Source organism: Enterovibrio norvegicus (assembly GCF_002876705.1).
In the GTDB taxonomy this organism is placed as follows: domain Bacteria; phylum Pseudomonadota; class Gammaproteobacteria; order Enterobacterales; family Vibrionaceae; genus Enterovibrio; species Enterovibrio norvegicus_B.
Map to the genome: position 1 here is coordinate 167913 of NZ_MDAG01000001.1, position 19753 is coordinate 187665.

The following is a 19753-nucleotide window of genomic DNA, read 5'->3' on the forward strand; positions in this document are numbered from 1 at the left end:
CCATGAAGCGGATTTTTACAGTGCTTTTGATGCATTTTCTGGGTTCGCTTACAGCTTGCAAGAACCCCAGCTTAAAATGTTAATACCATGTCGTTCCATTTGGCTCCGCCGTGACTTGAAGCGGAAACCCCTTTAAGAGAAAATCCAAGACTTTGGTAGAATTTGACAAGATGATCTTTGCACGTAAGCACTATTCCTTCGCGGTTGTTAGCCCTGCTAACGTCAATGAAGTGCTTGGTTAATACTGAGGCGTAACCTTTTTTTTGGTGCTGAGGGTCAATTGCCAACCCAAATACGGTTTGGTATGCGCCGTCAGGGCAGTGCAGGCTGGGGTCTGAGTAAAGGACATCTGGAAGCTCTGGTTTGCTGTAAATACAACCATTAATATGCCCCACCACAACATCATCAACCTCTAGAACGAAGAAGCATTCAGGAAAGGCAGCAAAACGTTTTTGAAAGGACGCGAGCGGCGCAGCTTCGGCCTCAGAAAAACAAACAGCTTCTATTTGCGCCATGCGGTTTACGTCGTCTTTCGTTGCTTGACGAATGGTGTACATTTTAACTCCTTTCTGTTTTTCGAAATGCAGCTGACGCAACGTAGCGACTGTCGTCTTCATAGTAAAAGGGAGATTCCATCTCCCAACGCCGTGATTCAGCCGAATTTGAATGCAAAACACACGTCAATTCTCGATCGTTTTGATACCGCAATTTTCACAAATTGTATGACGAGAAAACTCATCCATTGACGCTAGAAATGGGCCTACTGCCCAACCTTTTATTAGACCAGCAATAAACTCTTTGCGTTTTTGATTTTTTCCCCCCGCGAAAGGGCTTGGGTTTCTGATCAATACCGTAATGTGTTTAGACATTGTGTGGCACGCTGAACACCGATAATTGTCGGTCTGATGAAGCATTAATTTTCCTCCTGAATACTAATGCAGTGATGATGGGCGCTTCCCCGCGCTTAATCTAATAAAATATATGCTTTGAAACCATTGCCCATGCAATGGCTCTTTTTGACGAAGCGAAAAATCCGATATAAAGACAACACAGCCCAAGGAGAGCGAGCAACAGTAAAATGATGAGTCCGACCAATTCGGCTAAACCCCAAGAAGTGAATACAAAGCTTGATATGGAAATAAAAACTCCACCCAGTGTCACGAGGTAACTTCGAGAAAAAACACTTTCTTCGAGATTAGGAAGCCATTCATTGGCCTTCATTTTTCATCCTTTAGGTGCTGTGAGGTTGGCAGTTTCGCCATGTCTACATGCTTTGTCATGTTAACGCTTCGTCTGAATACGATACAAACTTGCTTGGGCCCTTATTCGATTATCTTCAATTTGTGACGAACTCTCTATGTCAGAAAATAAAGCCTGAGCCGTGCCTAAATTTCCTGATGCTTCTACTTCCATTGCTGCATCTAGTTTCTCAAACTCAGCGTCAAATGCGTCTTTGTCTTGATTTATAAGTTTCCATTGGTCTGCAGTAAGTGCAGGCCGTAGTTTGCAGATAGCATCGTCAATTTCAAATATGCTTGATAAAGCTTTACCTACTGCTTTCAACATCACCTCTTTGTCTAGACCTTCAACATTTCGATAAAGTGGCCCAGTAGAGCTAAGCGAGTTCGAAGCAAGTCGTATTAGGTGCAATATTTTTTCTGAACTATCCATTTCTTTCCTTGGCGTTGACGTGGTGATATTGGGACGTGATAAATTATCCGCATGAAATTTTCATTCATTATGTTAATGACACTTTGATAAGCTTATGAAGTGACAAAGCATCCCGCTATTAGCCTTGCTATGTAACTTTTCCACGTAAGCCAATTAAGTTACCAAAAGGATCTTCTAACTGGCACATTGTTAGACCGTTTTCAATTTCCATTGGACCCCGATACAACTTAGCTCCGAGCTCTTCAAGTCTTGAAAGCTGGTCAGAGAAATTTTCAACTAACCAATAGACAACGGTACCTTTTTTTCCTGCTGATACTTTTTCATCTGCCTGAACTATCTCCAAGCTAATGTCGTTTATCTCAAGCGCCGTAAAATCTGACTCTGAGTAATAAACACATGCCGCTTCAGGAAACGCTTTTTGATACCACTTGAGCCCTTCACTGATGTTTGGAACATGGATAAGTATTGCTACTGGAATCATGGCTCTTACTCGTAATAGAACGTTGGTACAGCAGATGCTTTCCGCACTTAACCTGATCAAGCTAATGAATTAAAGCATTTTTCCACCGCTTCGAGATTGGCAAGGTGTCCCATTCATGACCTTGTTAACCACTAAATATCGATAAATAGACACTTTATTCAAACATCCTGCTATGGAATATAGATTTAGCTTGCCAAAGCTTGAGCTGAATAGAATCAACTGATTAAGCGATCCAACACCCTACTTTAGTTACCCCCCCAAAAAACGGAACTTTTTTATTTTTTGAGCGCAGCTAGTTAAAACTAAAACCGCGAAGTTTTTTTTGGGAGGTATAATTCAATCACATCAGCTTTTCTCTAAGACTCAGTATCTACAACTAATATACTTAGAGCATACTCCGGAAGTATTAGTGCTTCATCGAAGTAGATTTCATGGTAAACCCTTGGTTCTATCCAACCATTACCTCTTAAAAGCTCAAAAATTGAACGAAAAATAGAGCCGCCAAATTTAATTTTCGCAACCTCGCCACCTTCAAAATAGTAGGACGAGCCTTGTACTATTAGTTCTATTTTTGTCTGAGATTTCCCACCAAGTACCCATGCAGATTTTCTCCAATTCAGGGAAACTCTATTCAAGCAATCATTGAGGAAAAATACACGACCATATTTAACATCGCATACTTTGACGCCACAACTAAAAATTTGATACCCATTACCTATACCACCGCAACATAGCTCTAACTCTATATCTATATCAGCTTCCAAATCATTTGAGCCTAGATAATATCGGATCCTTGCCATTTATTTGTAATCCATAAGGCATATAAAGTCGTTTTTTCGTCTGCCTTAAAAACCCTTGTTATACAACTTAATCACCTGAACTTGAGACGCCAATGCTGTCATTAGAACCACCACCAAACTTACCTCCGCCCGGTTTGTTGTCATCATCTTGGTTTTTATGAAACAGCCAAAAGCTTATAGAGGCAATTAAAGGTACAAGCCAAACGATTAAAATTTGAAGTGACTTTTGACAGTCCATTGTTGGCCCTTGTTAAATGCGTCATGCCCAACGTGGCTTGCCATAAGAAAATTTAGTGTTGAACTTGCCTGATTTAGCCAAGGTATAGAGGCATTTTGTCCAAATACCTTTTTCAGGTTGAGAAATGATTTTACGTAAGCTCACAAAATCCTGCACTAATTCCCGAGTGACTTCTGGATAACTTTCTTTACCCGTAGCATCAACAACCCATATACAAAGATCTGCCATCGAATCATCTATCTCTGCCTCAACACATATTTCTTCCCATTCTGATGTAGGAATAGTAGAAAGATATAAGGCTATTTTCTCGATTAGCTTTGTAGAATCCTCGCTATTCATACGATCTCTCCATGCATTTAACGCCCGACTCAGGCGCAACCAGCCAGAGCGGGATTTGTGCCAAAATCAGCCCTCGCGCCATTGGCACAAATGACGCGAGGGTTGGTTATCGCTTGGAGCCGTTTGTTATGTTTCTATTCATCAAAAAATTCTGCTGGCTGTTCGACTTTTCCATCCATGAAAACATGCACAGTGATATATGAATCACTTTCTTTCACCGCAGGATAAAACCATATAGTCCAATAGGTTTCATTTTGAACAAATACTACATCTAAACCTGGGAACTTAGTTTTCTCTCCTTTTCTATTTAAATACGCTTTAAAGAACGGCGGCGGTTGCCGTTTATAGCGTTCTAATAAGAAGATTGTTGCCTTTTCAATTGCCTTGTTCTCCTCGATCAAAACAAGTACTCCTAGCTTTAAGTGAGAAACATAACAGTATATTCACCCCCAAAATGGGGCGATTAAACACACCATTTTGTCCAATAATAACGATGCAACAAAACCAAAAATCACCAACGCATTCAATCCTAGTGGGCTTTCATTGCCTGTATTTCAAATGCTTGTAGAAATACCCCAAAACGGCACGCTTCGGTATTATGCCCCAAGTCGGTCAGTGCTGAATGTATCAACAGTGGAAACTCGCACATCCTTTCTCGGTCTGCGCTGTTATAAAAATACTTCCATACTCAGTGAACGAATCTGATTGGTTATCGTATTGATGGAGTACAGATAACAACAAGGAAACGCATTGTGGCTGAGTATGATGATGGTAAGAAAATCCCGAGTAATCGTTTGAGTCGTGTCGGCATGTTTGGCTCTGTTGTGACGAAGGTGGCGACCAATATGGCGGCGGAAGGAGCTAAGCAGATGCTGTCTGGCAAGCGGCCCAAAGCAAAAGACCTGTTACTCACGCCGAAAAATATCAGCAGCGTGACTGACCAACTCGCACAGCTTCGTGGTGCTGCCATGAAAGTCGGGCAGTTGTTAAGCATGGATGCGGGTGACGCTCTACCCAAGGAACTTACCGATATTCTTGCCAAGCTGCGCTCCAACGCATCGCCGATGCCAGCAAAGCAACTCGCGGATGTGCTTGCGCAAGAGTGGGGGGCAGATTGGCAGCAGCATTTTGTGTCGTTTAACTTTAAACCGATTGCCGCAGCGTCCATTGGGCAAGTCCATTTTGCTTATGGCGATGATGGCACCGAGTTGGCTGTAAAAGTGCAGTATCCAGGCATTAAAAAAAGCATCAGCAGCGACGTCGATAATGTCGTGACCTTGCTTCGTCTTACAGGGTTAGTGCCGAAAGAAGTGGATTACAAAGAACTTCTCGAAGAGGCGAAAAAGCAACTGCACGACGAAGCGAATTACTGCTTAGAATCAGACATGTTGCAGGCCTTCTCTGCGCATTTGAAAAACGATGAGCGCTATTTGGTGCCTCGTGCCGTTGAAGCATTAACCACGCCCTCTATCCTGACCATGTCCTATGAACGTGGTGAGCCGATTGAATCGTTAACGGGTTTGCCGCAAGACGCGCGAGATACCTTGATAGAAAACTTATTCCATTTACTTTTTCGAGAAGTGTTTGAGTTTCAGCTTGTCCAAACCGACCCCAACTTCGCCAATTATTTGTATCAAGTGGAATCGGGCAAAATCGTGCTGTTGGATTTCGGTGCGACACGGCAATACCCTGATTCCATCAGTGAGGGATACCAGAAACTATTGAGCGCAGCGATGGATGATGATCGAGAGGCGATGTCAGAGGCGTTGAAGCAAATTGGCTTTTTCAGCAAAACCATTTTGCCGGAACAAAAAGCCGCGGTGGTCAACCTTGTTGCTATTGCATGTGAGCCGCTGAGATATGACGGTGATTATGATTTTGGTAAAAGCGACCTTGCGATGCGAATACGTGAGTCGGGCATGGCGTTGAGTATGGAGCAAGGGTACTGGCATACACCACCAGCGGATGCGTTGTTCCTGCATCGCAAAATCGGCGGATTGTATCTGCTTGCCGCGAGGTTGAATGCGCGCGTCAATATTCGTCGCCTGTTTACTCCGTTTCTTTTTCAGGTTGCTTTAAGCAAAGTGACGCAAAAAGCGGCGGTATAAATGCCCATTGCGCAGCTATCTTACGTTTCGTGATATTTGCGTTAAGAAACAAGTGAAAAGCGAATTACGGGTTAAACCTCAAAGTTTTATCGTCATACTTTTGAAATGGATCCTTGGTAAGCGTAGAAAGATAAATAACGCTTACCGATAGGATTTCTCATGCCACATCGCCTCTACCAACATCTCGAAACCATTTGGAACTATCACCATCTTGGGCATAGCCCAGAAACATGCGACTGTATTTTCGTGCTTGGCAGCAATGATATCCGTGTGGCTGAGCAGGCCGCAGCGCTCTATCACCAAGGGCTTGCGCCTTATGTCATGATTTCAGGTGGGAAAGGGCGCTTTACGGAAGACGCATTTGAAAAATCGGAAGCTGAAACCTTTGCAGAGATTTTGATCGACGAAGGCGTGCCAGCGTCGGCATTGATATTGGAAAAACAAGCGACGAACACCGGCGAGAACATCACACTTTCTTATGCGCTAATGAAAGAAAAAGGGCACAACTTTCAGCGTTTATTGTTGGTACAAAAGCCGTTTATGGAGCGCCGTGCTTTCGCCACCTTCATGAAGCAGTGGCCTGAGCCCGTCCAATCTGTGCTTGTGACTTCACAAGCGGTTTCTTTGATTGATTACCCCAACGAAGACTTACCTTTTGACATGGTTGTTGATGCCATGATCGCAGATTTTGAGCGCATTCAATCATACCCCTCGAAAGGTTTTCAGATAGAGCAGGACATTCCCCAAGCGGTGCTTGATGCGTATGCATTGATCAAGGAATTGCGCCCCTCTTCTGAATGGAAATAATGAGTCTGCAGGGCAATCAAAGCGAAATGACATTGCTTTCTTTGTGCCGTCTAGCGTTAGGAATTAGGGAAAATGAATAACTCGTTTGTTTGGACAGATCTATCAACCTTTGATATCTCCGCAGCGAAGCGCTTCTACCACGCTTGCTTTGATTGGGCATACCAAGACATGGGTGACGGTTACACGCTTAGTGACGTGAAAGGTACGAATACGGCGGCGCTTTACACAATGCCTGAGCAGTTCCAAAAGATTAAGATGCCTTCGTTTTGGATGTCGTACATTCATGTAAGCGATATTGAACAAGTTGTTCTTGATGCTGAAAAGCATGGCGCTAAGGTCGAATTAAAGCCCCAGCCAGGCCCTAGTGGCGGAAGGATCGCGCTGATTCGCGATCCGGCAGGGGCGGGTTTTACTTGTTTTGAAGGCGAAATCGAAAGCGGAAGATCGCTAAAAGACGAAGCGGGGCGAATGGTTTGGAATGAACTGCACGTCTCCGATCTTCAACGGGTTAAATCGTTCTACGAAAATGTGTTTGGCTGGCACATCAAGGCAAGCTCTGTCACTGATCGCTATGACATTTTCACGTCTTCTGCACCGTCTCAACCGATTGCGGGGATTCAAGTCACCAGCAATGCATTGAAAGGTGACAAAGAATATTGGGGCGTTTATTTCTGTGTCGATAGTTTAGAGGAGACATCTAACACTATTGAACAGGCAGGGGGCGAGATCGTGGCTGAACAAGCCCTCGGTGAGCGCCCAGCACTGTTGGCATATGACTCACAAGGTGCTGCTTTTTACATTGTTGAACGTGATCAACGCGCAGCTACCACCAAGCGTGCTGACAATCACTCAGCCAGCAGTGACAATGGTGGTTCAACAACAAAGTGGCGTGCAATTGCAGGGCTACTGCTCGTCGCCGTGGCAATAGTGCTTGATGCGAATTGGGTATGGGGCGGTTTTTTCCTGCTTTGGCTGATTCCTGATCTCAAGTCCGGCGTCACGCATTTTATGGAGCGCATTGCCCGTAGAGAGAATCCGCTCTTGTATTGGCTAATTATGGCGGTATGGATTTGTCTTTCTGTCTACTTACTGGTTGAGCCGTTTGCGTTTGTTTAGATGGCGTAACACCTCGCGTCATTGCGTCAACCTGTTCAACGTTTCGCACTTCTTCTACACCCAATAAAAAACCTCCAACTGCCTTCGCGGTCAGTTGGAGGTTCACTTTAGACTGTCACTACTTCTATGCACTAATGCATATATCTTGCGCTTAACGCTTAACGCTTAACGCTTAAGGCTTAGAAGGGCGCGAAGGTATCGCGAACAGCGACAGGTACTGTCCAACGATCATGTGCATCAATCGCAGGGACTTGCAGCCTTGGTGATGGAATGCTCATGCGATCGCCATACAGCCAGAACACAAGGTTGGTGCGTGTACCACTGGTGATCGGATGCGCAGCGTGTGGAACACTGCCACGGTGAATCATCGCCACACCTGGCTCGAAACGTACGCGTTTTACGTTGCGTGTTGCTGGATCATACACATCAAGTTCTGAACCCGTGTAGTGCTCATCCGGCAAGTTCAGGTTGACGTTCATTGTCGCGGCGGACGCATCAGTGTGTAAGCGCAGTGAGGTATCCATGCCGGGTTGATATTGAATCGAAAAACCAAACGTTTGTGTGTCAAACCCCATGACTTCAGGGAATAACAAACGCGCAATAGGGCGCATGTATTTCTCTAAGATCGAGTTATAGAATGCTTGAAAGTTTGGCGCTGCCAAATACCCTTCTGAGCGTTGGTCAAGCATTGCACCGTGGCGATTAAGCGCGATGCCGTATGGAGGGCGAAGCGGGATGTTCGCATCCGCAACACGCGCTAAGTAATCCCGCAAATCAGCAAGACGGGCCGGATCGAAGAACTGTGCTTGGTAAACGCCCGGCGACACTTGTTCCCACAGATCTGCGACCGCCGTTTCTGTTGTTGGGTTTTCCCATGCTTGTTCAACGGCGTTACGCAATTTCGCATCGAGTAGTGTTTCGTCAATGGTGAAAAGCTGGTCTTTTTCAGACTCTTCCCACTCTTTCCACGCATCGGTAAGTAGCATTCTGTTTTCATCCCAGAATCGTTGCACTGACATATCGCGGTGTAGCATGGCATCTCGAGAGGGCAAATCTAATGCGCGAGCACGCTGCAATTGACTGCCTTGGGTATGGTCTTTTACGAGTACTGTATGTGTCATCTTCTTTTCTCCGGCAATTTTTTAATCATTGTTTGTGCTAGCGGTGTCGATGAATGCACTTTATTACAGCTTCAATTGTTGATAAACAGCCTGGAATTAGATTCAGAATTTAGATTTTCTATATAATTGCTAGCGAGGAGATCGGGGAATAACGCGGAGATTGGAGAGGGAGATAACGTAAAAGAACAACGTAAAAAAGCGCACTGAGCACGAAGGATCAGTGCGTCAACCTTGGTCTAGGGTTTCCAGTAGTTGTTCGCAGCAGCAACGGTTTGAAAGTTGGTTGCCACCACCTGAGAAACCGCGATGAGACTGTCCGCACTCTCAGCATATTGAGGTCGCAACTTGTCTCTCACTTCATCAGAAGGTTGAGTGTACTTCACGCCCATTCTCGACATTTTAATCGCGAGTTGATAACCCTCTTCTGGGGTGTCAGTGATCAGTGTTGGTAACCATGTATTGCTCATATTGCCTCCTTTTTATATTCGCTCACATATTGTTCGTGCGCGAACTGTATGTCAACGAAATGGAGTGACTTTATCGCGTGTTTGTCCATAATGAGACGGCAACGATTGATGGGGAGGTTTTTGGTGGCGGTTGCAGAGATTGATAAACAACTGTGTTTTGCGCTTTATTCAACGTCAAACAGAGTCACAAGTATGTATCGACAGTTATTGGAGCCATTGGGGCTGACGTATACCCAATTTGTCGTCTTAATGGTGCTTTGGAAGGAAGATGCATTGTCTATTAGCCAACTGGCACAGCGCGCTGCGCTGAGCAAAGCGACAATGACGCCTTTGCTCAAACGGCTTGAACAAAAAGGGCTTATCCGACGTGAAGCCTTGCCTGACAATGATCGTCAAAAGTCCGTGGTATTGACGCAGGAAGGACGTGAGCTTTCCTACGACAGTGCAGACATTACGGACAAAGTATTCTGCATGACGGGGTTAACGGCGGAAGAAGCCAATCTAATGATCACGTTGTGCGCAAAGATTGGGGTAGAGGCCGAGTAATTCTAGAAATAGTCTGTACCTGACATCAGCGACGCTGACAGCTTGTGCAGCCTCTACACGCTTGGCGAGTGTGTTTATCCAATCGTGAACGTTGAACGTAGCAATAAGCATTCTTTAACGCGCGACGTGCTGAAAACCAATCGTCGGGTTTTTGAAGAATCAGATACCCATTGAACTTCTTCATCAGCGGCAGTCTGTATTCGTCGATAAAACGGCTGTCGTAACCAATGTCGAAATGGTCGAGTGCCTGCTCGATACAGGTAAAGTTCGACAATGTACGTTGAATATCTGTGGTGCTCATAGGGGTCTTATTGAAGGACTCTGTTGATGCGCTCTGACGTTGATAGAGCGAGTGGATTGGCAGGCAACATACCATCGCGGCATGAATGCCGTTTTGATCTCCGTGCGCCTTCGTTGATTTACCTTTTCGGATGCAGCAACGCGCGCTTGCGACGCGCATTTATCAAAACGCATTCATCCCCAAATATTCATTGACGCACATATACCTGCTAAATCAGTAGTTAAAACGCCCGATCATGGCGTTTAAATTCTCCGCCTGACCATTAACTTGGTCCATATTGTCGTTAATACGGTTGAGGATTTGGGCGCATTGATGAATGTTGTCGTTAACCGCTTTGATGCTCACAGACACATCATTGACCTGATTGAACTGAGTACGGATCGATTGGTTTACGTTTTCGAAGTTCGCACACACCTCATTGCTTGATGCCGTGATCTTCTTGAGTAAATCACCGGACAAATTAACTTGCTCTGCCCCTCGGGTGATGCGCTCATCCGATTCATTGATCAACGCTGAAATTTCCTTGGCAGCAATGGCGCTACGTTGAGCCAGTTCGCGCACTTCACTCGCGACCACAGAGAACCCTCGGCCCTGCTCACCAGCACGCGCGGCTTCAACAGAGGCATTGAGCGCGAGTAGGTTGGTTTGGAAGGCAATGCCTTCAATGGTGCCAATGATTTGCTGCATCTTGTTACTCGACTCCGTAATAGACACCATGGCATCTTCAATCTGCTTCACTAAGACTTCATTTTCTTTAGTGTGTGCCAATGCCTCTTGTGACACTGTCACTGACTCATTGGCGTGGGTTAGGGTGCCATTGATTGTGTCTTGCATGGTTCCCATCATTGAAGAAACGCCTTTCAACCCTCTGATTTGTGCGTCGAGTTGGGTGTTTAAACCAGATACTTCACCATAGGTTTCTTCTGAACGCTCGTTCACTGTGGTTGCCGACGTTTGAATTTCTTCCAGCATGCTAGCAAGGTGCAACATGGTTTGATTGATGCCTTCTTTTAACTTGTCGTAATCCCCCGTGACATCAAGTGTGAAGGATTCGGTCAAATTGCCGCGAGAGAGGTGATCAAGCACCTCTCGGGTGTGCGAAAGGATGGTTTCGAGGTTTTCAGCGGTTCGGTTCACTTCGGTGGCTAGGTTCAGCAAGTCTCCTTTACTGCTGGTATCACAGCGTGCACTAAAGTTACCCACCGATACTTCGCTCATGACGGAAGAAATACTGGCGATGACGGCGTTGGTTGATGTACTTGCTGTGTTCACCGCGCACTTCATTTCATTGAGTTTGCCACTGGCTTCTACATGAACGGTTTGACCAAATTGCCCTTCGCTCATCGCTGCCATTACGCTACAAATGTTATTGATCACCGATTCGCTGTTCACGATAGATTGGTTGATGGCCGCTTTCAGTTCGGCCAATTCACCAGACACATTTGCGGTAATGCGCGTGTTGTAGTTGCCCACTTGCAACGCTGTCATCACTTGTTTGGTGTCGGCAATGAAATCTGCCGTGCTTTGGGCGGAATCATTCACTTGATCTTTTAGTGCCTCCAATTGCCCGCTGGCATTGGACGTCACACGGTGTCTGAAATCCCCGTGTTTGATATGGGACATCACCTCACCAATGTCTTTTACCGTGGTGTCGAGTTCATGTGCGGATTCATTGATGCTGGTTTTAATCACCTGCAAATCGCCAGTGAGTTCGGAGGTGACGCGTTGTGAGAAATCCCCTTTAGCCAGGCTGTCCATGGTGGATGAAATGTCACGAACGGCATCATCCAGTGAGCCTAGCATGGTGTTCAACGCATCGGCAGCTTGCCCTGTTTCATCTTTGCTGTGCACTTGCGCGCGTTCAGAGAAACGCCAGTGTTCGCGCAAAGAAAGAATGAAATGAGAGAGATCTTGAATAGGGCGAGAAATTAGGCGACCAAACGTCTTGGAAACAAACAAAACCGACGAGAGCAGCACGGTCACCACGAGCAAATAGATCAGACCGAGTGAATAAATTGCTGAGAGTGCCTCCGTGGTTTTTTGCTCAACAACGATTAACCACTCCGCATTGCCGACGGGCACTTTACGGTAAACGGAGAGCGTAGATTCATTGGCATAGTTGTGACCATGAAGCCCAAACTCAGATTCTCTCTCATCACTTGCAAACGCATTATTCACCACAGCAGTGTCGATGGTTTTATTCTTACGAAAAGACGACACGACCGTGAGTCCACCTTCATGGAAGGTATCTGAGCGCAAGCGCTTGTCTGGCCCAACGAGATAGGATTCGCCTGTGTCACCCAAACCATAATTGCGGCTCATCACTTGTGTGATTTTTTCAATGGGCAGTTGGACGATCAATGCGGCTTTGGGTACACCGTTGATGTTAATGGGGGTGGCAATAAAACTGGCAGGTAAATCGTAGGAAGGGAGGTATTTTTGATAGTCCACAAACAAGGTTTCAAGGGGTTTCCCTTGAATGATGCTCTCAGACAATTGTTTGTAAGCCAGCCCTAATCCTGAATCTTTAAACGGCCCCGTTTTTAAGTTGGTAGCAAAATCGATTTCTTTAAAGACAGAATAAACAATGTCGCCTGACGAAAGATCGACAATGAAAAGATCGTACAAATTGAAATCTTTCACGTATTGCCGAAAGTTAACGTGAACGCGGCGGTGCGCATAGTCGTAGTCCGTCGAACCCGCTTTTCTTAGCTGGTCTTTTTGTCCGAGAGGGTAATGATTTCCCGAAATGTAGGCATGCTGTAGGCTTTTTGTTTTTTGGCTGATAGCGTCAACGAGCGCATCTGTGTCGACGGTATTGGCCCCGGTTTTTTCCAATTTAGCGAGAAATTCATCGCCATAAAACGCTTTGAGCTTTGCTTCTGATTCCGCGCGGCTAGCTTCATCTTCTACGTCAAAAGGATAGAGCTTAAAGGCATTGATGAGCGAGGGTGCTGCTGACATGGTGAGCGGGCTTTTGGCGATATTCAGTAAGATGGTTTCAGTGTTTTCAAAGTAATTTTCTAAGGTGTCGCTTTTCAGGTGCGCAATCGCTTTTAACGACTCGACCTTTTGTTCTTCAAGCGATGTGGAAGAACTGTACAGTCCGATTAACGCCGTGATCACTGTGGGAATAAGGCCAATCAGACTCAAAATAATGGTCATTTTTTTCACCAATGCAAAATTTTCGAATTGGCGTTTCCAATCTTCCAGCACAGTCATATCCCTTATCGCGAATGATGTATGCCTAAACACGCAGAGTCCTATGTTTTCGGTGTGCTTAGGGTTAAATACTCCTGACAAGTGTAGAAAGAAATTTCTCTTTTAGCGCAACATGTTGAGTATGGTGTGAAGGGCGTTAGGCTATTGCGAAGTCAACAGAATATTTCAGCCTTTTTGCCTACCTTTTTTACTGTTTGTAAAAAAACACCATTGGACGGAATACCCCCCAGTTGTTGGGTACTGCGATGATGTCGCACCGCTAAGAGACAAGCTGATGCAATTGCTTGAAGAATGAGAACCATTGTTGGAAAGTGGCGCAGGCGTAAGGACAATTCTGTAAATTTTCCAATAGAAACGTCATTCTATACCCAAACAACGTCAAGATAGTTCTTCAGTGAGAGTTTGTTGGCTAGCAGGCGTAACGCTGAATTGAAAAAATAGTTGCTCTACGTCGAAAACATAGAGACATGCGCAGCAAGGAGCTTAGCGAAACGATGACGGATAATCACACTTCACCGCAGCACGGTGCTTCTCCCGATCTCACCACCTCCAATTCCCCCCCAAATAAAGGGACGGCCAGCCTCTATCGATTTGATATGGCACTGCCGCATTGTCAATGGTGGCTTGCCATTACATCACCGCAAATCAGTTATAACCGCGGCGCGTTGGACTATGACATTCTCGAAATGCGTCACGGCCTTGAAGACGCCAATGCGTGGGCAGCGGAATTTGTTGATTCGTGGGGCATTGAAACACGTCGTGAATGGCATCAAATGATCTATCGACTCGCCATGGGTGAAGTGCATGGCAACATGTGGGAATACGAATTCAATCGTCGTGGTTTTGTTACCGCCAAGCAGTGGCAAGATAGACTCAACAACAACGAAAATGAGGTCGCGCAAGGTGAAATGCGTTATCTCGATGTGGTGTATCGTCACGTGGGGAGTGCTGGTTTCCGAGCATGGGATTTCTGCCGAGGGTCGTTTTTAGTGCGTGCGGGGTATGCCGTGGGCAAAGTCACGGCGGAAGAGTGTGCCTTCTTGCTTAACTATCTAAGCCAACAAGCTCAGCGTTATTTTTCGAGTTGGGATCACTACTTGCAGAGCTTTATCTTCGGGCGAAACTATTGGGAATACATCAATGATGAAGATGATGATATCGACAACATTCCCTATTTGCTGAGTAACGGCTTCCACGTGGGGTTTAGTGCCTTTTTCGAAGCATTAGACAATGACCCTGATTCTCCTATTTCGGCGCTTGCATGGGATACCGCATTGCCATTGATGGAACCACCAGAATCCCTCACGGCGATTTTGAATGAAATCGCGGAGGACGAGAAATGAGCATGTGGGAAACCTTGGGCATCGAACCCACCCATGATGAATCCGCCATCAAAAAAGCGTATCGCGTCAAGTTACGTCAACATCACCCAGAGGACGATCCTGAAGGGTTTAAACGGGTTCGTGAAGCCTACGAAAGTGTGTTGGCGTTTCTTAAAGAGGGCGGTTCTGTTGATGGTGGTGATCAAGACGCCGCGAATAACCCTGTCGATTCTCAGAGGAATGCATCTGGGAATGCACAAGGAGATGCGCCAGAAAATGTGGACGCGGCAACAAACAACGATACGGCGACCAGCGAGGAAGACTCGCAGCGCCAAGAGGAAGAACATCCACTTGTTACGGAATGCCTTCAAATCTTTGACGATGCTTCAACACGTTTCGTGCCCAATGTATGGGAAGCGTGGGTGGAAAAATCGCAATTGTTACCGATAGATGAGCAAGAAGCCATTTCAAGTGCGGTGGTGAATGCCGTGGCAGCGCGCCACTGGATCCCAGGTGAAATTATTGACGTGCTCTGGAAAGGGCTTGGTTGGAACTTATTGCTTACCGGAACGGAGAAGCAAACAGAAATCGGTGAATACCTGGATGATTGGCGTCAGCAAGCGCTTTGGATCCCGATGGAAGAAATAGCCGATCTTTCCGATGCAGAACAACGCGCGACACTGAGTTTTCTGCGACCGTTCAGTATTGCGTTCGGTCGGGCGCAGACGGATGCGATGCTGTATTTACTGCGTCAGCCGACAGTCACCAATATGATCCCTAAACCTGCTTTCATGGTGTCGCTGCTGCAAGCCTTCATTGCTTGTCGCGCATACCCTGAATCGGTCACAGCGTTGATGCTCGACACCTTGTCGGAACAATCATTGGATGCTCTCGGGATTGAGCAACTACAAGTGATCGCAGAAATCGCCTTGAAGCTAGGTAGGTCCGATGTTGTTCTCAAGGTCACTGAACGATTTATCAGCCTAGAAGCTTACGCCGATGCGGCGGAAACACAGTATTTCAACACCCTTCGGCAAGACAGCATGCTGGCGGTTTGCTTTGCCTTTCTTCAACAACAATGGCAACCACTTCCATTGGTGTATTGGCGAACAGAGCGACGTTTGTTCCCGGCACCTGAAGAGGGCAATGAGAAACGTTTGTTTGACTGGGTATACGGACAGCTGACGGGGCGCGATATCCCTAGCATCAATCATCGTCTCGATTTTGCGGGAACCGATGGGCTGAGTGCGTTATTGATTCAGGCGCTATGGGCTGCGAACTCAGGCAGTTATGCATGGATGTCTTCTTTAAAAGTACAACTGCATTCTGCGCTTGAGCACGATGAGTACAACACAAGCACCGATGATCGAGAAATCTTTGCGCTTCGCCTCACCGTGAAATGGATAGAACAAACACTGGCGGCGCAGCCTGGGTGCGATACCTTGCGGCTAAAACTTGCGAGTTACGAAACCGATGCCTTCTTGAATACCGACGCGTTAACGCTTGAAGAGGTCAGCTCTTTGTCGAAAGAAGAGTGGCTTGAGTGTGTTCGTCGCCACCCACTTATTTCAGATGTATGGTTTCGTCAATTAGAAGAAGCCGCGATTTTGGTGGCAGATGAAATTCGTGAACGCTCTGTGTATCCGGCTTTCGCGGACTCTTTGTGTTTCTACCGTTCAGTGAACCCTGACTACTCGATGGCATCAAGCTATGGTCGGGAGCGCTTTGAAGGTGTGTTTGATTGGATGTTGTTCTTCTATTCTCACCTCGGAAGAGGGGGTGCAGACAAACACCAGATAATGAGTGCCATTCAGCCTTTGCCTGATCACCAACAACAAAGTCCGTTTGCGCAGTTACTGCCGTTCGCAACGAATTCAGAGACCTATTTGCCGGAATCACTGGAAGGGCTGGATGCGTTTCCGGATCAGTTTGTTTTTCGAATGATTGTCGATAATCAAGTGGGGCTATTAACGCGCACCTTCGAACAAGATGCGTTAATGATGATGGCGCTTGACGGTGATGTGACGGCGATGGTTGCGTTGTCTCGTATGCTTGGACATACACATTTTGATGAAGCCGTGGTGTTCTGGAATCTGGCCGCTGCTGCCATTCCTCGACGCCCTCAGATCATCGCCGTGGTCGATTGGCAACAACAGCGTTTGTTGGAACTCAGAGAAGACAAGAAACTCACCAAAGACTATTACGAGTATTCGAACCCAGAGTTTCTGCATGCCATGCTCACCAATAACAGGGAATGGTTTACGTCGCCGGCAGAACTCGCTGAAAACTCACCCATCGATGAAGCAAAAGCCTTTCATTACCCTATGTGTAATTTGTTGACGCAACTTCACCTTGGTCTGGATGAGAAAGGCTATGACTTGTCGCCGGTAAAAATGCTGTCGGATGCCCGAAAAGGGCAAACCTCGCTTCAACAAGACACCACAGACATTGCGATTGCACAGCTGGATGCAATGTATCAACGCCAGTTGGATAGAGACTTGGTAGAAAAAGGGAAAGACATTCCTACCTTTAGCCGTGGCAAGCTGAAATGGTTAGTGTTTTTCTTTTTGTTAGCATGGCTTTTTGTCTTTCCTGCGACCCTGCAGGATGTCGAGTCTTCATCGTTTGCTACGAAACAAGAAATGGCGATGGAGTTGTTAATGATCGGGATGTTTGCCATCAATGCGTCAGTGGTGTGGCAAATTTCTCGCCCGATGCTCTCAAACGCGAACAAGAAAAAATACGCGATCTATGCGATGTTTACGTTTGTCGCTGCGCTTTTTCTGAAGTCAGTGTTCTTGGCTGCGGTCAATATTTTTGCCCATTTCTTCTCCGCGTCAGGGCTTTCTAAGTTGTATGCGAATGGCAAATGGGAGAAGAAAGTGGTTAAAGAAAAAGCCATTAACCTACGCACCATTCTTGGTTTTAAAGATCCAAAAACCAAAGAAAGAAAAGCATCTACGCCTATAGATAAAGCATCAGCGTCTATGGATAACGAGGAGAAAAACCATGGTCAGTCTTGAGTTTCTCATCACCTGTTTTGTTGTGGTGCTCATTCCCGGAACTGGTGTGTTATATACCGTCGCATCCGGCCTAATGATGGGGTCAAGAGCCAGTTTGATGGCAGCAATTGGTTGTACTGTCGGCATTGTGCCCGCGATGTTGGCGAGTGTCATGGGGCTGGCCATTGTCATGCACACCAGTGCGCTGGCTTTTCAGTTTGTTAAATATGCAGGGGTTGCTTACCTTCTTTTCCTTGCGTGGCAAATGTGGCGTTCAAGCAATGCATTGTCTTTTGACGAAAGCCAATCGGAGGACAATCAAAAGAGCTTGTGGCGTATCGCGGTTAGAGGGTGTTTGGTGAACATATTGAACCCTAAATTGACCATCTTCTTTTTGGCCTTTCTTCCTCAATTTGTGCCAGCAAGTGTGGCGAACCCTGGGCTGAATATGCTGGTGCTTGGCGCTATCTTTATGGCGATGACTTTTGTGGTGTTTTTAGCCTACGGATTGTTGGCGACGAGCATTCGGCATCTTGTTATCCATTCTGAAAAGAAAATGGATTGGATGCAGAGAATCTTCGCCGGTAGCTTTGCTGCGTTGGGCCTTAAATTGGCCTTAACGGAACGCCAATAAGCCAAGTTTTGTTCCCATAACGTCAAAAGATACGTCTTAGTTGGCGTCAAGAACTGTCAAAGCCTCGCTATCATGCGGGGCTTTTTTTTCTCTTTTTTCTCTTTTTTCCTGCGATTTCCGTATTTAAATTATTTTAAATCATCATGTTACTTCTCTGTTCTGTTTTCTTTACTTCGTCCTCTCACTCGTGAGTCATGTGCATTAAATAATGATTCAATACGTATCAGTATTGTTAAATGTTTGCCAAACCATAAATACGCTTAAATAATAAAAAACGTCTCATTATGTATGTTTTATGGAAAGTAAGCCTCATGTCGAGGCTCTAAAGTAAGGGGAAAATGATGAGCTGTTGTATCCGTTTTACGCGTTCTATTCATGCAAAACGTCTTACCCAATTAGCCACCAAAGCGGTTGGCTCAGTAACGCTTGGGATCATGCTGGCAAGTGCGACCTCTACAGTGGCTTTCGCTGCTGATGAAAAAATCCGCTGGAAAGTTCAGGCGGTATTCGGCACCCACCTTCCTGCACTTGGCGACCCTGTCACGCTTGTTGCGGAACAAATCGAAAAAGCCACCGATGGTGACATCCGTTTCAAAATCTATGAGCCAGGAAAACTGGTGCCGCCTTTTGGGATAACGGAAGCCATCAAGAATAAACAGATTGATGCAGGGTACACCTGGTTAGGTTATGACCAAGGGAAGATCCCTGCCGCAGCGCTATTTGCTGCTGTTCCTTTCGGCATGGAGCCTTGGGAATATGCGACGTGGTGGTATGAAGGTGAAGGCCAAGCATTGGCGGAAGAGCTTTACGGTAAACATGGTGTGCACCCTGTGCTGTGTAGCGTAATTGGTCCAGAAACCGCTGGCTGGTTTACCAAAGAAATAAACGATGTGAGTGATTTTGAGGGGCTCAAGATTCGTTTTGCAGGCATTGGCGGCAAAGTGCTTCAAAAGGCTGGTGCGTCTGTCACGGTTCTGCCCGGTGGGGAGATTTTCCCAGCGTTGGAAAAAGGCGCGATTGATGCCACTGAGTTTTCTATGCCGGCCATCGACCAATTGATGGGCTTCGATAAGATTGCAAAAAATAACTACTTCCCCGGTTGGCACCAAACCTTCACGGCATCTCACCTTGTGGTGAACAAAGACGTTTGGGATGGGCTGTCTGATTCCACCAAAGCTACTATCGACATGGCGTGTACTGCGGGGACATTCCGTGCCCTCACGCGTGGCGAGTCTCTGCAAGGCAAGGTATTGGCAGGGTTTGAAGAGAAAGGCGTTACAGCACGCACGCTCAACAATGAACTGCTGCAAGATCTCAAGGGCTTGACTGATGAAGTGATGGTCGAAATTTCGGAAAACGACGCGGACTTCAAGCGCATTTATGGCTCTCAGCAAGATTTTATGAAGGAGTATAAGGCGTGGAAAACCAAGGCGTACTTGCCACGCGACTTTGATTAATGCGCTTGGACTAACAAGCAGCGGCAGTTTGCACCACTTATAACACCGGTTTCTCCTCGCCAATGTATTTGTTGAGTTGGCGGGGAGAGACCAATAAAAGGATTGCAACGCGTCTTGGGGG

20 protein-coding genes are annotated in these 19753 nt (G+C 46.3%); 8 read left to right on the plus strand and 12 right to left on the minus strand.

The window, feature by feature from the left end; genetic code table 11:
• Positions 1-71: 71 nt before the first annotated feature.
• From BCT27_RS00840 to BCT27_RS00875, 8 genes are all read right to left on the minus strand, one after another.
• Positions 72-557 (minus strand): GNAT family N-acetyltransferase, encoded by a 486-nt coding sequence (locus BCT27_RS00840; RefSeq protein ID WP_102392371.1) that lies wholly within the window; start codon positions 555-557, stop codon positions 72-74.
• Between the two features lie 123 nt (positions 558-680).
• The gene (locus BCT27_RS25775; protein ID WP_102394757.1) at positions 681-914 is read right to left on the minus strand and encodes a hypothetical protein; all 234 of its coding nucleotides are present in this window, start codon (positions 912-914) and stop codon (positions 681-683) included.
• A gap of 367 nt (positions 915-1281) precedes the next feature.
• Positions 1282-1671, minus strand: coding sequence for a hypothetical protein (locus BCT27_RS00855; protein WP_102394758.1), 390 nt, complete (start codon positions 1669-1671; stop codon positions 1282-1284).
• Between the two features lie 127 nt (positions 1672-1798).
• On the minus strand, positions 1799-2152 hold the full coding sequence (locus BCT27_RS00860; protein ID WP_102316135.1) for a VOC family protein: 354 nt from the start codon (positions 2150-2152) through the stop codon (positions 1799-1801).
• Positions 2153-2508: 356 nt separating this feature from the next.
• Entirely contained in the window at positions 2509-2952 is a 444-nt protein-coding gene (locus BCT27_RS00865; protein ID WP_102394759.1) for a hypothetical protein, read from the minus strand.
• 67 nt (positions 2953-3019) lie between these two features.
• Complete coding sequence (locus tag BCT27_RS25440) at positions 3020-3190, minus strand: hypothetical protein (protein WP_157939221.1); 171 nt, start codon at positions 3188-3190, stop codon at positions 3020-3022.
• Positions 3191-3211: 21 nt separating this feature from the next.
• On the minus strand, positions 3212-3529 hold the full coding sequence (locus BCT27_RS00870) for an immunity protein YezG family protein (RefSeq protein WP_102394760.1): 318 nt from the start codon (positions 3527-3529) through the stop codon (positions 3212-3214).
• 134 nt (positions 3530-3663) lie between these two features.
• Positions 3664-3930 (minus strand): hypothetical protein, encoded by a 267-nt coding sequence (locus BCT27_RS00875; RefSeq protein ID WP_102394761.1) that lies wholly within the window; start codon positions 3928-3930, stop codon positions 3664-3666.
• A gap of 351 nt (positions 3931-4281) precedes the next feature.
• On the opposite strand from BCT27_RS00875, the gene BCT27_RS00880 reads away from it, so the two are divergent.
• The 3 genes from BCT27_RS00880 to BCT27_RS00890 all read left to right on the plus strand — a co-directional run bounded on the left by BCT27_RS00880 (position 4282) and on the right by BCT27_RS00890 (position 7560).
• On the plus strand, positions 4282-5637 hold the full coding sequence (locus BCT27_RS00880) for an ABC1 kinase family protein (RefSeq protein ID WP_102394762.1): 1356 nt from the start codon (positions 4282-4284) through the stop codon (positions 5635-5637).
• A 159-nt stretch (positions 5638-5796) separates the two neighbouring features.
• A complete protein-coding gene (locus tag BCT27_RS00885) occupies positions 5797-6444 on the plus strand; it encodes a YdcF family protein (protein ID WP_102392363.1) in 648 nt (215 codons plus the stop codon).
• Between the two features lie 72 nt (positions 6445-6516).
• Positions 6517-7560, plus strand: a complete 1044-nt coding sequence (locus BCT27_RS00890; RefSeq protein ID WP_102392362.1) for a VOC family protein — start codon at positions 6517-6519, stop codon at positions 7558-7560.
• 179 nt (positions 7561-7739) lie between these two features.
• Here BCT27_RS00890 and BCT27_RS00895 read toward each other — a convergent pair whose 3' ends face one another.
• The gene (locus BCT27_RS00895; protein ID WP_102394763.1) at positions 7740-8681 is read right to left on the minus strand and encodes a 2OG-Fe(II) oxygenase family protein; all 942 of its coding nucleotides are present in this window, start codon (positions 8679-8681) and stop codon (positions 7740-7742) included.
• A 236-nt stretch (positions 8682-8917) separates the two neighbouring features.
• Positions 8918-9148, minus strand: a complete 231-nt coding sequence (locus BCT27_RS00900) for a hexameric tyrosine-coordinated heme protein (protein WP_102316146.1) — start codon at positions 9146-9148, stop codon at positions 8918-8920.
• 108 nt (positions 9149-9256) lie between these two features.
• Here BCT27_RS00900 and BCT27_RS00905 point away from each other — a divergent pair, with 108 nt between their 5' ends.
• Positions 9257-9694 (plus strand): MarR family winged helix-turn-helix transcriptional regulator, encoded by a 438-nt coding sequence (locus tag BCT27_RS00905; RefSeq protein WP_241908477.1) that lies wholly within the window; start codon positions 9257-9259, stop codon positions 9692-9694.
• Between the two features lie 25 nt (positions 9695-9719).
• On the opposite strand, the gene BCT27_RS00910 is transcribed toward BCT27_RS00905, so the two are convergent.
• A complete protein-coding gene (locus BCT27_RS00910; RefSeq protein ID WP_102392458.1) occupies positions 9720-9995 on the minus strand; it encodes a nitrogenase-stabilizing/protective protein NifW in 276 nt (91 codons plus the stop codon).
• 213 nt (positions 9996-10208) lie between these two features.
• A complete protein-coding gene (locus tag BCT27_RS00915; RefSeq protein WP_102394764.1) occupies positions 10209-13217 on the minus strand; it encodes a methyl-accepting chemotaxis protein in 3009 nt (1002 codons plus the stop codon).
• A gap of 494 nt (positions 13218-13711) precedes the next feature.
• Between BCT27_RS00915 and BCT27_RS00920 the strand changes: the two genes are divergently transcribed.
• The 4 genes from BCT27_RS00920 to BCT27_RS00935 all read left to right on the plus strand — a co-directional run bounded on the left by BCT27_RS00920 (position 13712) and on the right by BCT27_RS00935 (position 19632).
• Positions 13712-14560 carry a DUF1266 domain-containing protein gene (locus BCT27_RS00920; protein WP_102316148.1) on the plus strand — a complete coding sequence of 283 codons (849 nt, stop codon included), beginning with the start codon at positions 13712-13714 and terminating at the stop codon, positions 14558-14560.
• Positions 14557-17562, plus strand: a complete 3006-nt coding sequence (locus tag BCT27_RS00925; protein ID WP_102394765.1) for a J domain-containing protein — start codon at positions 14557-14559, stop codon at positions 17560-17562. Before BCT27_RS00920 ends, BCT27_RS00925 begins: the two co-directional genes overlap by 4 nt.
• Positions 17549-18175 (plus strand): LysE family translocator, encoded by a 627-nt coding sequence (locus tag BCT27_RS00930; RefSeq protein WP_102392356.1) that lies wholly within the window; start codon positions 17549-17551, stop codon positions 18173-18175. Before BCT27_RS00925 ends, BCT27_RS00930 begins: the two co-directional genes overlap by 14 nt.
• Before the next feature lie 341 nt (positions 18176-18516).
• A complete protein-coding gene (locus BCT27_RS00935) occupies positions 18517-19632 on the plus strand; it encodes a TRAP transporter substrate-binding protein (RefSeq protein ID WP_241905264.1) in 1116 nt (371 codons plus the stop codon).
• Positions 19633-19753: the final 121 nt, after the last annotated feature.

Bases quoted from the DNA above. Each gene is read 5' to 3' on its own strand.
- BCT27_RS25775 (WP_102394757.1), bottom strand. From the start codon at position 914: ATGCTTCATCAGACCGACAATTATCGGTGTTCAGCGTGCCACACAATG.
- BCT27_RS00895 (WP_102394763.1), bottom strand. From the start codon at position 8,681: ATGACACATACAGTACTCGTAAAAGACCATACCCAAGGCAGTCAATTG.
- BCT27_RS00935 (WP_241905264.1), top strand. From the start codon at position 18,517: ATGAGCTGTTGTATCCGTTTTACGCGTTCTATTCATGCAAAACGTCTT.
- BCT27_RS00870 (WP_102394760.1), bottom strand. From the start codon at position 3,529: ATGAATAGCGAGGATTCTACAAAGCTAATCGAGAAAATAGCCTTATAT.
- BCT27_RS00855 (WP_102394758.1), bottom strand. From the start codon at position 1,671: ATGGATAGTTCAGAAAAAATATTGCACCTAATACGACTTGCTTCGAAC.
- BCT27_RS00905 (WP_241908477.1), top strand. From the start codon at position 9,257: ATGGGGAGGTTTTTGGTGGCGGTTGCAGAGATTGATAAACAACTGTGT.
- BCT27_RS00890 (WP_102392362.1), top strand. From the start codon at position 6,517: ATGAATAACTCGTTTGTTTGGACAGATCTATCAACCTTTGATATCTCC.
- BCT27_RS25440 (WP_157939221.1), bottom strand. From the start codon at position 3,190: ATGGACTGTCAAAAGTCACTTCAAATTTTAATCGTTTGGCTTGTACCT.
- BCT27_RS00885 (WP_102392363.1), top strand. From the start codon at position 5,797: ATGCCACATCGCCTCTACCAACATCTCGAAACCATTTGGAACTATCAC.
- BCT27_RS00910 (WP_102392458.1), bottom strand. From the start codon at position 9,995: ATGAGCACCACAGATATTCAACGTACATTGTCGAACTTTACCTGTATC.
- BCT27_RS00930 (WP_102392356.1), top strand. From the start codon at position 17,549: ATGGTCAGTCTTGAGTTTCTCATCACCTGTTTTGTTGTGGTGCTCATT.
- BCT27_RS00900 (WP_102316146.1), bottom strand. From the start codon at position 9,148: ATGAGCAATACATGGTTACCAACACTGATCACTGACACCCCAGAAGAG.
- BCT27_RS00860 (WP_102316135.1), bottom strand. From the start codon at position 2,152: ATGATTCCAGTAGCAATACTTATCCATGTTCCAAACATCAGTGAAGGG.
- BCT27_RS00920 (WP_102316148.1), top strand. From the start codon at position 13,712: ATGACGGATAATCACACTTCACCGCAGCACGGTGCTTCTCCCGATCTC.
- BCT27_RS00865 (WP_102394759.1), bottom strand. From the start codon at position 2,952: ATGGCAAGGATCCGATATTATCTAGGCTCAAATGATTTGGAAGCTGAT.
- BCT27_RS00925 (WP_102394765.1), top strand. From the start codon at position 14,557: ATGAGCATGTGGGAAACCTTGGGCATCGAACCCACCCATGATGAATCC.
- BCT27_RS00840 (WP_102392371.1), bottom strand. From the start codon at position 557: ATGTACACCATTCGTCAAGCAACGAAAGACGACGTAAACCGCATGGCG.
- BCT27_RS00915 (WP_102394764.1), bottom strand. From the start codon at position 13,217: ATGACTGTGCTGGAAGATTGGAAACGCCAATTCGAAAATTTTGCATTG.